At 33.1% G+C, this 13,504-nt stretch carries 15 protein-coding genes; 11 read left to right on the top strand and 4 right to left on the bottom strand.

The features are described 5' to 3' along the window. Positions 1 to 32: 32 nt before the first annotated feature. From corA to dnaK, 3 genes are all read right to left on the bottom strand, one after another. Positions 33 to 1,106 carry a magnesium/cobalt transporter CorA gene (corA, locus tag RB619_RS02740; protein WP_308093849.1) on the bottom strand — a complete coding sequence of 358 codons (1,074 nt, stop codon included), beginning with the start codon at positions 1,104 to 1,106 and terminating at the stop codon, positions 33 to 35. A gap of 173 nt (positions 1,107 to 1,279) precedes the next feature. Continuing rightward, positions 1,280 to 2,119 (bottom strand): pre-peptidase C-terminal domain-containing protein, encoded by an 840-nt coding sequence (locus RB619_RS02735; protein WP_308093847.1) that lies wholly within the window; start codon positions 2,117 to 2,119, stop codon positions 1,280 to 1,282. Positions 2,120 to 2,289: 170 nt separating this feature from the next. Further along, positions 2,290 to 4,173 (bottom strand): molecular chaperone DnaK, encoded by a 1,884-nt coding sequence (gene dnaK, locus RB619_RS02730; protein ID WP_308093845.1) that lies wholly within the window; start codon positions 4,171 to 4,173, stop codon positions 2,290 to 2,292. A 324-nt stretch (positions 4,174 to 4,497) separates the two neighbouring features. Here dnaK and RB619_RS02725 point away from each other — a divergent pair, with 324 nt between their 5' ends. The 9 genes from RB619_RS02725 (at position 4,498) to RB619_RS02685 (ending at position 10,963) form a co-directional block, all read left to right on the top strand. Beyond that, entirely contained in the window at positions 4,498 to 4,863 is a 366-nt protein-coding gene (locus RB619_RS02725; protein WP_308093843.1) for a hypothetical protein, read from the top strand. A gap of 39 nt (positions 4,864 to 4,902) precedes the next feature. Continuing rightward, positions 4,903 to 6,171 carry a Na+/H+ antiporter gene (locus RB619_RS02720; RefSeq protein WP_308093841.1) on the top strand — a complete coding sequence of 423 codons (1,269 nt, stop codon included), beginning with the start codon at positions 4,903 to 4,905 and terminating at the stop codon, positions 6,169 to 6,171. Between the two features lie 120 nt (positions 6,172 to 6,291). Next, positions 6,292 to 6,759: a hypothetical protein gene (locus RB619_RS02715; protein ID WP_308093839.1), complete on the top strand. Its 468-nt coding sequence runs from the start codon at positions 6,292 to 6,294 to the stop codon at positions 6,757 to 6,759. Positions 6,760 to 6,792: 33 nt separating this feature from the next. Beyond that, positions 6,793 to 7,254 carry an SRPBCC family protein gene (locus RB619_RS02710; protein WP_308093837.1) on the top strand — a complete coding sequence of 154 codons (462 nt, stop codon included), beginning with the start codon at positions 6,793 to 6,795 and terminating at the stop codon, positions 7,252 to 7,254. A gap of 43 nt (positions 7,255 to 7,297) precedes the next feature. Beyond that, on the top strand, positions 7,298 to 7,837 hold the full coding sequence (locus RB619_RS02705) for a hypothetical protein (RefSeq protein WP_308093835.1): 540 nt from the start codon (positions 7,298 to 7,300) through the stop codon (positions 7,835 to 7,837). After that, positions 7,830 to 8,402: a nuclease-related domain-containing protein gene (locus RB619_RS02700; RefSeq protein ID WP_308093988.1), complete on the top strand. Its 573-nt coding sequence runs from the start codon at positions 7,830 to 7,832 to the stop codon at positions 8,400 to 8,402. The genes RB619_RS02705 and RB619_RS02700 overlap by 8 nt, the downstream gene beginning before the upstream one ends. A gap of 89 nt (positions 8,403 to 8,491) precedes the next feature. Further along, the gene (locus RB619_RS02695; RefSeq protein ID WP_308093833.1) at positions 8,492 to 9,277 is read left to right on the top strand and encodes a TlpA disulfide reductase family protein; all 786 of its coding nucleotides are present in this window, start codon (positions 8,492 to 8,494) and stop codon (positions 9,275 to 9,277) included. Positions 9,278 to 9,396: 119 nt separating this feature from the next. Further along, positions 9,397 to 9,834: a thioesterase family protein gene (locus RB619_RS02690; protein WP_026982233.1), complete on the top strand. Its 438-nt coding sequence runs from the start codon at positions 9,397 to 9,399 to the stop codon at positions 9,832 to 9,834. 289 nt (positions 9,835 to 10,123) lie between these two features. Continuing rightward, on the top strand, positions 10,124 to 10,963 hold the full coding sequence (locus RB619_RS02685) for a mechanosensitive ion channel family protein (protein WP_308093823.1): 840 nt from the start codon (positions 10,124 to 10,126) through the stop codon (positions 10,961 to 10,963). Positions 10,964 to 11,064: 101 nt separating this feature from the next. Here the strand turns inward: RB619_RS02685 and RB619_RS02680 are convergent, their stop codons facing one another. Continuing rightward, a complete protein-coding gene (locus tag RB619_RS02680) occupies positions 11,065 to 11,757 on the bottom strand; it encodes a hypothetical protein (protein WP_308093821.1) in 693 nt (230 codons plus the stop codon). A 280-nt stretch (positions 11,758 to 12,037) separates the two neighbouring features. On the opposite strand from RB619_RS02680, the gene RB619_RS02675 reads away from it, so the two are divergent. Together RB619_RS02675 and RB619_RS02670 are read left to right on the top strand one after the other, a co-directional pair. Further along, positions 12,038 to 13,030: an alpha/beta hydrolase gene (locus tag RB619_RS02675; RefSeq protein WP_308093819.1), complete on the top strand. Its 993-nt coding sequence runs from the start codon at positions 12,038 to 12,040 to the stop codon at positions 13,028 to 13,030. Between the two features lie 83 nt (positions 13,031 to 13,113). Then, positions 13,114 to 13,503 carry a DUF1398 family protein gene (locus tag RB619_RS02670; RefSeq protein ID WP_308093817.1) on the top strand — a complete coding sequence of 130 codons (390 nt, stop codon included), beginning with the start codon at positions 13,114 to 13,116 and terminating at the stop codon, positions 13,501 to 13,503. Position 13,504 lies beyond the last annotated feature (1 nt).

Here is a 13,504-nt window from a genome sequence, read left to right as displayed (position 1 = left end):
ATTCCTTACTGTTTTATAAAAATAAAAGAACGTTAGAACCAACGTCTTTTCTTAAAATATACTATCAACCCTACAACTAATAAAAACATAATGCCCATGACTATAAAATAGCCATTTTTAGCACGAAGCTCTGGCATGTAATCGAAATTCATTCCGTAAACTCCAACTATAAATGTCAACGGAATAAAAATGGCAGAAATAATAGTCAAGGTTTTCATGATTTCATTCATTTTTCGGCTTTGCTCTGAAAAATAAAAATTTGAAGCACTTTCCAATGAACTCATATCGGACTCAATCTGTTCTAAAAGCTCTAAACTCTTTTGATGTAATCTGATAAAGAAATTAAATGTATCTTTTCGAATAAGACCGTTATTTTCATCATCATCTTTAATCGTTTTCAAATAATACAATGAATCTCTAAGTGATACAATAGAACGTTTTAAGAAATTAAAATTATCACGGTGGTTTTCAATTTTCTCCAAAATTACAGGATCTGCACCTTTCTTAGTCAAATTAATCAGTTCTTCAATATTATCTTCTTCATCTTCAATCGTAATATAAAAGTTTTCCATTACGGCATCTAGCAATAAATAAAGCAAATAATCTACTTTTTTTGTTCTTACTATTCCTGCATGGGTGCGTAAACGTTCTCTAACATGCGTAAAGAAATCACTTCGCTTTTCCTGAAAAGAAATAAGAATTCCGTCTTTCAAAATAAAACTTAACTGTTCTACTTTTAGATCATCTGAAGATTCTGATGGCAAAAGTGATTTAATATTAAAAAACAAAACATCTTTTTGTTCTTCGAGTTTAGTTCTTTTTGTTGTGTTTAAAATATCGGCAAGTAAAAAATCATCGAGCTTAAAATGTTGCCCAATGATTTTAATTAGATTGATATCATTTAAACCGTGAATATTGAGCCAGTTATTTTTAGTGTAATCAAAACATGAATTTAATGCCGCTACTGTAAACTTCTCATACTCCACAACATCTGCATCGTCATATACAAAAAGCTGCATCTCTGTCTGAAAATCTTTATGAGATCCTGTGTACTCTAAAGTGGTGTGCTGCAGTTTACGTCCTTTCTTGTATTTTATCTTTCTCATTCATGAAAATTTACAATAGTAATATTACGAAAAAGATTTTGAATGGGAAATGACAATTGTCAGTTTGTTGAATTCTTAAAAACATCAAAACCGAATCATTACTGACTCGGTTCTGTTCCGTTTACAACTTAAAAAATTAATGTATTTACTACTTAATTCAATATAGATTTTGATTATTTTTTGATGGTTATCGTTACACGGGAATTAAAAGAATCATTATAACCATAAAGTCCTACATACCATGTCCCCGCTTGTGGATTAGGAATGGTACAGACTTCACTTGTTCGATTTGGTTCTATACTATAATAATCTGCAGTCCAAGAATATTTAGGCAAATACGTAGGCGGTTTAGGGCCTGCTACAATTGGAGCACTACCTTTTCGCACAAATAAATCAGCCATATTTCTATGAGCGCCTGTTGGCTCTGTAGTTTTAACAACCATACTTTTAACTCCAGATGGAACAGTAAAAGAAAACGTTTTTAGTTCATACCCTTTACCCTCAACATCTTTTTCAACCAATGTGCTTTCAGTGGTGCCTGTACCACCAGTTCCTCCTGTACCGCCAGTTCCTCCTGTCGAACTTAGAGAAACGCTAGCATTATTTACATAAACAGTTGACGTATTATTCAGTACTGAAATTTTAACTGTATTTGAAGCTTTATTAAACATAGATCTTGGAATAGTTCCAGAATATGTTGCTGTTGTACTGCTCCATACACTTCCTGACAATGTATATCTTTTTTTAGTGTAAGAAGCCGGAACATTTGAAGGCAATGTCATTTTAGTTTCTGAACTTCCAATAAGCTTATTATTTATTACGATATCAGAGATAACATTATAATTACTGCTTGTCTTGCTTAAATCTTCAGAAAGAGCCGAAATTCCAAGCATTTCATCAACAGCCTCATCTACTGAATCATCTAACTCATCCAATGCGTCGCAGGAAGAAAAAGAAAAAAAAGAGATTAATGAAATAATGCAAATTGTTTTTTTTGAGATTTTGATTTTCATAGGTTTTGTTTTTTAATTGCCAAAAGTATGTAACACATAAATTCGCTCCTATACACCTAAAGGAGTATTTTTTAATCTCAAAACTTCAATTTTAATCATAAAAAAACCGAGTCATTTCTGACTCGGCTTTCTATCTTAATACTTTGTACTAATTTCTTAATACTAAAGAATTATTTTACTTCTTCGAATTCAACGTCTTCAACATTGTCTCCAGATTGCTCTTGTTGTGGAGCAGCTTGTTGACCTTGTTCACCACCTTGAGCGTACATTGCTTCTGTAGCTGTTTTCCAAGCTGCATTTACATTGTCTAATCCTTTTTGGATTGCATCAAGATCTTGAGATTGGTGAGCCATTCTCAATTCAGTTAAAGCATATTCGATAGCTGTTTTTTGATCGTCTGTCAATTTATCTCCTAACTCTTTCAATTGAGATTCAGTTTGGAAGATAGTACTGTCAGCTTCGTTCAATTTCTCAGCTCTTTCTTTTGCAATTTTATCAGATTCAGCATTAGCCTCAGCATCTTGCTTCATTTTTTCGATTTCATCAGCTGTTAATCCAGAAGAAGCTTCGATACGGATATCGTGAGATTTTCCAGTTCCTTTATCAGTAGCAGTTACTTTGATGATACCATTTGCATCAATATCAAAAGAAACCTCGATTTGAGGCACTCCTCTTGGTGCTGGTGGAATACCATCTAAGTGGAAACGACCGATAGTTTTGTTATCTGCAGCCATTGCTCTAGCTCCTTGCAATACGTGAAGCTCAACAGATGGCTGAGAATCAGATGCAGTAGAGAATACTTGAGATTTTTTAGTTGGGATAGTTGTGTTAGCTTCGATAAGAACAGTCATAACACCACCCATAGTTTCGATACCTAAAGAAAGAGGCGTTACGTCAAGTAACAATACATCTTTTACATCTCCAGATAAAACTCCACCTTGAATAGCAGCTCCAATAGCAACAACCTCATCAGGGTTAACACCTTTAGATGCTTTTTTACCGAAGAATTTTTCAACTTCGTCAGCGATTCTTGGCATACGAGTAGAACCTCCTACAAGGATTACTTCGTCGATATCAGATGTAGATAAACCTGCATCTTTTAATGCTTTAGCAACTGGCTCCATAGAACGTTTTACTAAAGAATCAGATAATTGCTCAAATTTAGCTCTAGATAATTTTTTCACTAAGTGTTTTGGTCCAGAAGCAGTAGCAGTTACGTACGGTAAGTTGATTTCTGTTTCAGCAGAAGATGATAATTCAATCTTAGCTTTCTCAGCAGCTTCTTTCAAACGCTGTAATGACATTGGATCTAAACGTAAATCAATACCTTCTTCAGCTTTGAATTCGTCAGCTAACCAGTCAATAATAACTTGGTCAAAATCATCACCACCTAAGTGAGTATCACCATTTGTAGATAATACTTCAAATACACCGTCTCCTAATTCAAGAACAGAGATATCAAAAGTACCTCCACCTAAATCGTAAACAGCAATTTTTTGATCAGTTCCTTTTTTATCTAATCCGTAAGCAAGTGCAGCAGCAGTTGGCTCGTTGATGATACGCATAACTTTAAGACCAGCGATTTCACCAGCTTCTTTTGTAGCTTGACGTTGCGCATCGTTAAAGTAAGCAGGAACAGTAATAACCGCTTCAGTTACAGTTTGACCTAAATAGTCTTCAGCAGTTTTTTTCATTTTTTGAAGTGTCATTGCAGACAATTCTTGAGCAGTGTATAAACGACCGTCAATATCCACACGTGGCGTATTGTTGTCACCTTTTACAACACTGTAAGGAACTCTTTTTGCCTCATCTTGAGTTTCAGCAAAAGTGTGTCCCATAAAACGTTTAATAGAAGCAATCGTTTTTGTAGGATTCGTTACTGCTTGTCTTTTTGCAGGATCACCTACTTTAATTTCGCCACCTTCAACAAAAGCGATGATAGATGGTGTAGTTCTTTTTCCTTCTGCGTTAGGGATAACAACTGCTTCGTTACCTTCCATTACAGAAACACAAGAGTTCGTCGTACCTAAGTCAATTCCGATTATTTTACCCATTTTTTATATATTTAATTTTTGATTTAATTTTATTAACTCAGGTGGCATAAGTCAATCTTTGTGCCAATATAAAAAACTAAATAAAATTGTCAGTTTTCATGTCGACACACTAAAAATCATCTGACAACATGACATTCTACATACCTGACAAACGTGGCATAACTATATTTTAGCTGTCATTATTTTAGATTTATTTTCTGTTTGTACATCATAATAAGCAAGTTATAAGTTATACAAACTTCTTTTTTACTGAATAAAAATTATATTTGAGATAAAAATTAATTAAACATAAACGAATTTTCAAAATAAAATAATCTATTGAAAATGGGAATACTTGAAAAAATATTTGGAAAGCCAAAACCAAAAAATCCTGAAGATTTTTTTTCAATTACAATTAATAAAGGATTTATTAGAGTTGAGCATCCAGAGAGAAAAACCGAAGAAATTTTATGGAAGGATATTGAAGAAATAAAATTAATAAATACAGATGACGGACCTTTCGCACCTGATGTTTGGCTAGCGTTACTAGGCAAAAATTCAGGGTGTCTAATTCCACATGGCGCCAAAGAATTTGAAACAGTTTATGATATAATATCAAAATATGATAATTTCAATTTTGATAATTTTATTTCTTCGATGTCTTGTACGGACAATGAAGAATTTTTATTGTGGAGAAAGGGATTCAAATAAAATGACAACCAAATAAAATAAATCTAGTATATCTGCACAATGGAAAACTACACCATAATCATTTTCATATTAGCCATTGTAATTGGTATTTCGGCTTTTGCTGAAAAATCAAAACTGCCCTTCCCTATTCTTTTGGTAATTGTTGGAGTTGCAATCGGATTTATCCCAACTATGAATGAAATTGAGATTAATCCTGAAATTATTTTCCTGATATTTTTGCCTCCGTTGTTGTATGACGCATCGTTTAATATTTCTCCAAAACATTTTAAAACAAATCTCAGCACGATAAGCACATTAGCTATTCCGCTAGTTTTTCTAACCACATTTTGGATTGCTGTGGTTTCGCATTATATGATTCCCGGCATGAGCTGGCCTTTGTCATTTGTTCTTGGCGCAATTCTTTCCGCCACCGATGCAGTTGCGGCAATAAACATAACAAGAGGCCTTGATATTCCAGAAAAAACATTAACAATACTCGAAGGCGAAAGTCTTATTAATGATGCATCTGCGTTAGTTGCGTATCGTTTTGCCGTAGCCGCGGTCATGGGATCTGTTTTTATTCTTTGGAAAGCTACGTTTCAATTCATGTTTTTGCTTGGGGGTGGCTTTTTAGTCGGTTTTGTTATGGGCAAGATCTTAGCTTTTATTTTAACGAAAGTCCGAAACAACATTAACGTCACGGTCAGTTTTATGCTTTTAATGCCATTTGTAACGTATCTTATTGCAGAGCATTTACATGTTTCGGGCGTAATTGCTGTTGTATTTTTAGGTTTGGCGATGGCTCGTTTAAGCAACAAAATTTTGCCAGAAAAATTAAGAACCAATTCTAAAAGTCTTTGGGACGTGATCATCTTTTTGCTTAACGGATTAATTTTTATCTTAATCGGACTTAATTTTAGATACGTTTTAAAAGATATCGACGACGGAATGATTCTGCCATACATTGGCTATGCTTTAATAATCACAATCGTCGCTTTATTAACCAGAATGGTGAGGATATTTCTGCAAAAAATAAATTTGCAAAAAGCCTATCTAAAAAACAGCAAGAAAAAACGAAAAGTAAGCGAACATGCTTTACTCGATTCAAAAAACAGTTTTATTATTGCATGGTCCGGAATGCGTGGTATTGTTTCGCTAGCAATTGCATTGGGTTTACCAAAATCTCTAGAAGATGGAACTCCTTTTCCGCAACGAAATGCTATTATTTTTATTTCGGTGGCAGTTGTACTTATCACTATTATTGGCCAGGGACTTACTTTGCCATGGGTTGTAAAAAAAATAAATGCCAAAAACGACATTTCGTCGTAATAAAGGAGTTTCTTTTTATCTTTACATAAATAAATCTTTCGCGTTTTACTATTTTACTTCCAATAAAATACTCGCCCTTATATCCCAAAACCATTTACTAAAAACCAAAAACAAAAAAACATGAGTGAAGAACTACAAAGCCAATTTGACGAATTTGAAAAAACAGGAATCATCAGAAGAAAACTACTTCCGTGGTGGATTAAAACATTCTGCTGGATTTTTATGTTTATGTCTGTTTGCGGGCTGGGTACAATAATTGCAAGTGCTTTTTCCACAAATGTTAACCTATCGTTATACGGCTTTGAAACTAACACTGCATATTCTGGAATTGGGCTTTTTATCATTGCAGTGATGACTTTAAAAGGTTATGCCGCATATTCACTTTGGTTCGAAAAAGCAAATGCAATATCAATTGCCAAAATCGATGCAATCATTGGAGTTGTTATTTGCATCGCATCAATGTTTATACTTCCATTTACTACTGGAGACGGGCATATTCCTATTCGATTAGAGCTTTTATTATTAATTCCGTACTACATTAAAATCAATAAAATTGAATACGAATGGGATAATTTGGAAAAAATATAATTATCTAAAAACATTTAATGACTAAATAAAAAAATGAAATCAGAAATCATCATAACAACGCCAGAATCAGAAATTGTTACGACACGAATTCTGAATTTTCCACAGGAACTGGTTTTTAAAGCCTGGAGCGATCCTGATCATTTAAAAAAATGGTGGGGACCAAAAGGCTTCACCAATACTTTTAATGAATTCGACTTTTGCGAAGGCGGAAAATGGGAGTTCATTATGCATGGCCCAGAAGTGGGAAATTATGCCAATGAATGTGAATTTATAAAAATTGACAGACCAAATCTTATCGCATGGAAACGTCATTCGAAACCACTTTTTCAAATCTTGGCAACATTTGAAACTGTTGCCGAAAATCAGACAAAAGTCGTTTTTAAAATGCTTTTTGAAACTGTTGAAGAATGCCAGAAACTAAAACCTTACGTTGTCGATAAAAACGAAGAAAACTTTGACCGGCTTGAAGTTGAATTATCGAAAATGAAGCCCTAAACATCTATCTAATATATCTTATGACCGCTAATCGAAAAAGAATATGTGTAGAGTTTATAACACAATTGGATGTCTGAATGCTATACAATTAAACTTAGTCAGATATAATGTTGACGAATTTCACACGTTAAATGAATTGATTAATTTTCGTAAAAATTATCAATTTCACCAACAAGAAATTATCGCCGATCATACGCTGTTTATGCAGGATGAAAAAACAGCGCTCGAAACAGAAATTTCAGAACTAACCACAGCGATTCCCCAAAATAAAAATGAGCTTGAAGAACGGCTAAGACAACAACTTGATGATTATAATCAGGAAATTGAAAATTTGCCCGAAACCAAATCTAGAATCATCCCAACAATAAAAGACTATTGGCTAAACCTTATAATTTGTTCAAAATTTTGGTATGCACAGCTCGAATTTCAATATAAAATTAAACTTTTCGATTATCAGGCAAAAAAACTACTTTCTGAAAAAAATAAACGTTTCGAATACCTTTCTGCAAATTTTCAAGACGCCATAACCGAAAGCTGTCATACCGATTTAGCGGCATTCGAGAAAAAAAAAGGAAATAATTGAAAATCTGAATAAAACTATTTACGGCGCTCTTGGCGAACAAAAAGTCGAGAAAACGCTTCGAATACTCTCTGACGATTTTATTTTGATAAACGACTTTTGTTGTAGCTTTAGTCCGCCAATCCGCAATAAAGCCAATAACGACAGTATTCATTCCATTCAGATTGATCATTTATTGATTTCGACAGCCGGCATTTTTTTAATCGAAACCAAAAATTGGAGCGACAAATCAATCAATAATTTAGATTTACGTTCGCCTGTAGAACAGATTCTTAGATCCAATTTTGCACTCTATAAATTGTTATCTGAAAAGAAAACAAAACGGAATTGGAATTTTGCCCGGCAGCACTGGGGCGATCGAAAAATTCCAATCAAAAATATTATTGTCTTTACTAATAACAAACCAGTTGAGGAATTTCAGTTTGCAAAAATTTTGACTTTAACCGAATTAATACCTTACATCAAATACTTTAAAGGAAGTTTTACATCTGATGAAATGGAAATTATAGCAGAATTTCTTCTTAAACATTCGGAACAGAAAAAAACATTCTCCAAATTAAAATGTTAAATAGATTGCACCTTCACTTCTATTTTTGAAGCAATTAGTTTTTTTATTCTATAAAATCCTATATTTATAAAAAAACTAAAAATACCACTATGAAAAAAGTAATTTGTTTCGTCCTTCTTATCATTTCCTATTCGTTTTGCGCACAAAATAAAGTGGCAAAAAAACCTGAATCTATAATTATAATCAACAATGAAATTGTAACGATGGAACAAGTTGAAAAATATGGACAGGAAGGCAGAATCAAATCTATGAATAAAGGCGTATCAGAAGAAGAAAGAAATGCATTGGCTAAAAAATATGGTGATAAAATTGGTGACAGAGAATTTATAACGGTTGTTGAGATTTTTTCTGAAAATGAAAAATTTGAAAACAGCAAAAACAGTGTTGCTGAAGCACCAAAAAATGAAATTCCAAAAAAAACTACAGAATATCTTTTAAACGTTAATGACAATGCAAAAGATTTCACTTTAAAACTTATAGATGGCAAAACAATAAAACTTTCTGATTTAAAAGGAAAAGTGGTTCTTGTCAATTTTTGGGCTACATGGTGCGCGCCTTGCCTTCAGGAATTTTATGATGTTCCGTCCAAAATCACAGAACCATTTAAAAACGACAATTTTATATTTTTAGCCATTTCAAGCGGAGAAGCTGAAAATTTGGTGGTGAAAAAAGCAGAAAAATTAAAAAAAGATGGTTTGTATTTTAATTACGGTTTTGATCCAGAAAGCAAAATTTGGAATAATTATGCCACCAATTCAATTCCGAAAAATTTCCTGATTGACCAAAATGGACTTATAAAATTTGTAACTACAGGAAATGTAGAAGGAAATCTAGACAATCTTGCGGCTGAAATCAAAAAATTGCTTTCAAAATAAGTTAAACTGAAAATTCCATTTGTTTTTATTTGTAATTTCGAATTTCAAAAAATGATTGTTCTTTTAGACGAAACAATTTCGGCAGGCAATCACAATAAAATTTAAATTACAATTACAAAATGGCTTCATTTATTAAAGAAATTTCTTTTCGCTGGTCAGATCTTGACCCTAATTTTCACGTTCGTCACAGTGCTTATTACGATTTTGGTGCACAGCATCGTATCGAAATCCTAGAAGAATTAGGTTTGACTTTAAGAGTGATGCAAACGCAGGGTTTTGGACCTGTTTTGTTTAGAGAAGAATGTGTTTTCAGAAAAGAATTAAAGCTTTCTGATAAAATATTCATTCATACCAAAACTTCAAAAATGAAAGCCGATGCTTCGCGCTGGTCGATCATTCACGAATTTAGAAGAGAAGATGACACACTTTGCGCGACTATTACAGTTGACGGCGCTTGGATGGATACAAAATTGCGTAAACTAGCTTCTCCAACACCGGAAATTGCGATCGAAGCGTTGAGCATTTTCCCAAAAAGCGATGATTTTGTTGGACTATAAAAACTAGCAATATTTAACTCGTTGGGTGAATTAATTCAAACACATAGAAACATAGATTTAGGACGCTTAAAAAAGGCGTTTCACTTGTTTTAAACAAACATAGCAGGCTATGTGTTAGAAACTAGTTTCTTTTTAAAGCTCTTTTCTGCAAATAAAATCTATGTTTCTATGTGTTAAATGAAAATTTCACGCATTACACCTAACTGGTAATATTTATTTTAACTTTATAAAATCCAAAAAGCAATTTTCACTATTGTTTTTTGGATTTTTTTTCTCAAAATCAAAACCTATGATTGATTACATTAATGATTTCAGAATCGCATTTGTAATTGCAATAATTGCCATTACAACTATTGTTTTGGGCGCCGCAACCGAAAAAACGTTGCGTTATTTTTTATATCGAAAACTAAGCGATAAAGAATATGATGCAACCGGTTTTAAGTTCTTAAAACACTTAATTATTACTGTAATTTACATTCTCGGTTTTGCTTTTGCCTTAATTCAGATTCCCGAATTTAAAATCATTGGTCACTCCTTTTTAGCTGGCGCAGGTGTAATTTCTCTAGTTGCTGGTTTGGCTTCGCAACAAGCTTTAAGCAATATTGTGAGTGGAATATTTTTGGTCATTTTTAAACCTTTTAAAATTAACGACAAAATCACCATTAACAACTTTTCCGGCACTGTAGAAGACATTAATTTAAGGCAAGTTGTTTTAAAAGACGCCGAAAACAACCGAATTATAATTCCAAATTCGGTGATCAGCAATCAAATTATTGTCAATACCAATATGCTCGATACGAAATGCTGTAAAATAATCGAAATCGGAATTGGTTATGATTCTGATGTCGAAAAAGCATTGAAAATCATTAAAGATGAAATTAGCAAACACCCCTTTTTTATTGATACTCGTAGCGCCGAATCTAAAAAACAAAATGAACCATTAGTTATTGCACGAGTTGTCGCACTAGCTGATTCTAGCGTAAACTTAAAAGCTTGGGCCTGGGCAAAAAATTCGACAGAAGGTTTTGTTATGTATTGCGATTTACTGCAAAGCATCAAAAAACGTTTTGACGAAGCTAATATTGATATTCCGTATCCACAAAGAGTGGTGACACTTAAAAAGCAGTAATCAGTAAATTTTTAAAATACAAATTTCAAATTCCAAAAAAAATTAAACAAAAACCTGTGTAAACCAGTTCAATTCGTTTAAATCTGTGGCAAAAAAAGCAGTTATTCAAACTTTAACCCAAAGTTTACTTTCTCAAAAGTGGTACTGCAGGAAAGTGCAAATCGCCCGATATTAACTGTTCCAAAGATTCCTCCTACTGAATGTCCAGAATAAAATCCTCCCGCTGAAAATCGGCGAACTTGATATTTAAGTGCAATATCATTAACTCTACTGCTTAATTGACCAAAAGCAATAACATTTGGGATAATTTCGTAGCTTCCAAAAACTTTCGGAACCAACTTTTTATAGTAATCAAAACTTTCATCGGTTTCATAATCAACACTTGTTGAATGCAAATTTTCAAGATTTCCGCCTATATAAGTGTTTTCAGAAAAATGCCATGAAACACTAAAACCTGTAAAAGTTCCGTCGTAACCGCTCCGTGATTCGAGATAGCCAACTCCAATTGTGGCTCTGAATTTACCGCATATTTTTCCGATGTAACCAATATAAGTTCGGTCAATTTCGGATTTATCGATTCCTGCGCCAAAAATAACATCGTCGTCGCACATACTAAATGCGTATTGAAAATAAGCCGAGTATTGATCCTTATTGGCCGCGACAACGCTTCGGCCTTTATCAAGATCGATATTTGCAGAAATTAAGGTTGAGTTTATAACGGCGAAATCAAATGTGTTGATTTCTTGGGCAAATGTCGGGACTGTGAGCAAGAGTAAAAGTATTGTTTTTTTCATAATACTATTTTTTAGCTGACAACATTCTACTATAAAATTACAGACAATTTTCCTGTTAATAAAAGAAGTTCTCTAAACTGCTACATTACTCGTTAAAATACATTATTTTCATAATCAGCATCATTTAATCGATAAAATTTCAATAAATCATCGATTATTGGCATTAAAAACAATGAATATATTTCGAATGCTTTTTTTCTGATAACTTTAAGACATTAATCTTTGCATTTCAAAATGGTAACGGTAATTTTATACTTCTCAACATATAATCTGCTCAAAAATGAAAATTGTAAAGCTTTTATTGTTCTTCTTCCCTCTTTTTGTCTTTTCGCAAGAGGTCAATATAAAACCTCTAGACATTAATCTTTCTAATTACGAATATCCTTTTCCCGTTCAGTTTTTAGAACTAAGCAACCAGCGCCAATACATGCAAATGTTCTATATGGATATAACTCCAGATAACTACAATCATAAAAATGTGGTACTGCTTCACGGAAAAAACTTCAACGGAGCGTATTGGGAAACTACTATAAAAGCCTTGACTACAGCAGGTTTTCGCGTAATTGTTCCAGATCAGATTGGTTTTGGAAAATCATCAAAACCAGATAATTTTCAATATACTTTTCAGCAATTGGCAGAAAACACGAAAAAATTATTAGATCATCTCGGAATCGGGAAAGCAACTATTTTAGGACATTCTATGGGCGGAATGTTAGCCACAAGATTTGCTTTGATGTATCCTGAAATGACTGATAAATTAGTTTTGGAAAACCCAATTGGGTTGGAAGACTGGAAATTAGTTGTTCCATATAAACCCGTTGACTGGTGGTACGAATCGGAATTAAAACAAAACTATCAGTCCATCAAAAATTATCAGATGGCAAATTATTATAACGGAAAATGGAATGCCAATTTTCAAAAATGGGCCGAACTTAGCGCCGGCTGGACAACTGATCCTGAGTATGATAAAGTAGCCTGGAATTCGGCGCTTTTATATGAAATGATTTTTACACAGCCTGTATTGTACGAGTTTAAAAATATTCAGGCTCCAACACTTTTAATCATTGGAACAAGGGATAAAACTGCTTTAGGAAAACCTTTAGTTTCGGAAGAAATCCAAGCCGAAATGGGAAATTACGCCGAATTAGGCAAACGAACACAAAAAGCAATTCCGAATTCAAAATTGGTTGAAATTCCAAATACAGGACATTTGCCACATATTGAATCTTTTGATCAATTTATAAAACCATTAATCGTATTTTTGAAACAATAAAATTTTATTAGCCAAGAATTCACGAATTATACTAAAAGAAAAATTCGTGAATTTGTGGCGGAAAAACTAAAAAACTAAATATTATGTTTACTATCGACCAAATCAAAGAAGCACATTCTAAAGTAAAAAGCGGTGCTGATTTCCCAAACTATATCCAAGATTTAATCATTCTTGGCGTAAAAGGTTATGACACTTTTGTAAATGACGGACATGCAGAATATTTCGGCGTGAATAATTATTCTGTTTCATCAGAAGAAAAATATAGCCTGATCAATATTTCAGGAAATGTGAATAAAGAACTTTTCATCGAATTATTAGTTAAACATCAACACGGCGAAACTGATTATCTTACTTTTTGTAATCATTGCGGTCAATGTGGTATTGCAAAATGGAGAGTTGATATTATCGAAATGACATGCACCTATTTTGATACTGCAGGGAACGAAATTTTAATCGAAAAAATTCCTAGTTAAG

Origin of the sequence: Flavobacterium sp. LHD-80 (genome assembly GCF_030929605.1) — a bacterium.
Taxonomy (GTDB): Bacteria; Bacteroidota; Bacteroidia; order Flavobacteriales; family Flavobacteriaceae; genus Flavobacterium.
Note: the sequence above shows the minus strand (reverse complement) of the source record. Positions and strands in the feature narration are given on the sequence as shown.

What these genes read in the sequence shown, in the direction of transcription:
- dnaK (WP_308093845.1), bottom strand. Translation starts at nt 4,173, where the DNA reads ATGGGTAAAATAATCGGAATTGACTTAGGTACGACGAACTCTTGTGTT.
- RB619_RS02675 (WP_308093819.1), top strand. Translation starts at nt 12,038, where the DNA reads ATGAAAATTGTAAAGCTTTTATTGTTCTTCTTCCCTCTTTTTGTCTTT.
- RB619_RS02690 (WP_026982233.1), top strand. Translation starts at nt 9,397, where the DNA reads ATGGCTTCATTTATTAAAGAAATTTCTTTTCGCTGGTCAGATCTTGAC.
- RB619_RS02715 (WP_308093839.1), top strand. Translation starts at nt 6,292, where the DNA reads ATGAGTGAAGAACTACAAAGCCAATTTGACGAATTTGAAAAAACAGGA.
- RB619_RS02710 (WP_308093837.1), top strand. Translation starts at nt 6,793, where the DNA reads ATGAAATCAGAAATCATCATAACAACGCCAGAATCAGAAATTGTTACG.
- RB619_RS02670 (WP_308093817.1), top strand. Translation starts at nt 13,114, where the DNA reads ATGTTTACTATCGACCAAATCAAAGAAGCACATTCTAAAGTAAAAAGC.
- corA (WP_308093849.1), bottom strand. Translation starts at nt 1,106, where the DNA reads ATGAGAAAGATAAAATACAAGAAAGGACGTAAACTGCAGCACACCACT.
- RB619_RS02720 (WP_308093841.1), top strand. Translation starts at nt 4,903, where the DNA reads ATGGAAAACTACACCATAATCATTTTCATATTAGCCATTGTAATTGGT.
- RB619_RS02685 (WP_308093823.1), top strand. Translation starts at nt 10,124, where the DNA reads ATGATTGATTACATTAATGATTTCAGAATCGCATTTGTAATTGCAATA.
- RB619_RS02705 (WP_308093835.1), top strand. Translation starts at nt 7,298, where the DNA reads ATGTGTAGAGTTTATAACACAATTGGATGTCTGAATGCTATACAATTA.
- RB619_RS02725 (WP_308093843.1), top strand. Translation starts at nt 4,498, where the DNA reads ATGGGAATACTTGAAAAAATATTTGGAAAGCCAAAACCAAAAAATCCT.
- RB619_RS02735 (WP_308093847.1), bottom strand. Translation starts at nt 2,119, where the DNA reads ATGAAAATCAAAATCTCAAAAAAAACAATTTGCATTATTTCATTAATC.
- RB619_RS02680 (WP_308093821.1), bottom strand. Translation starts at nt 11,757, where the DNA reads ATGAAAAAAACAATACTTTTACTCTTGCTCACAGTCCCGACATTTGCC.
- RB619_RS02695 (WP_308093833.1), top strand. Translation starts at nt 8,492, where the DNA reads ATGAAAAAAGTAATTTGTTTCGTCCTTCTTATCATTTCCTATTCGTTT.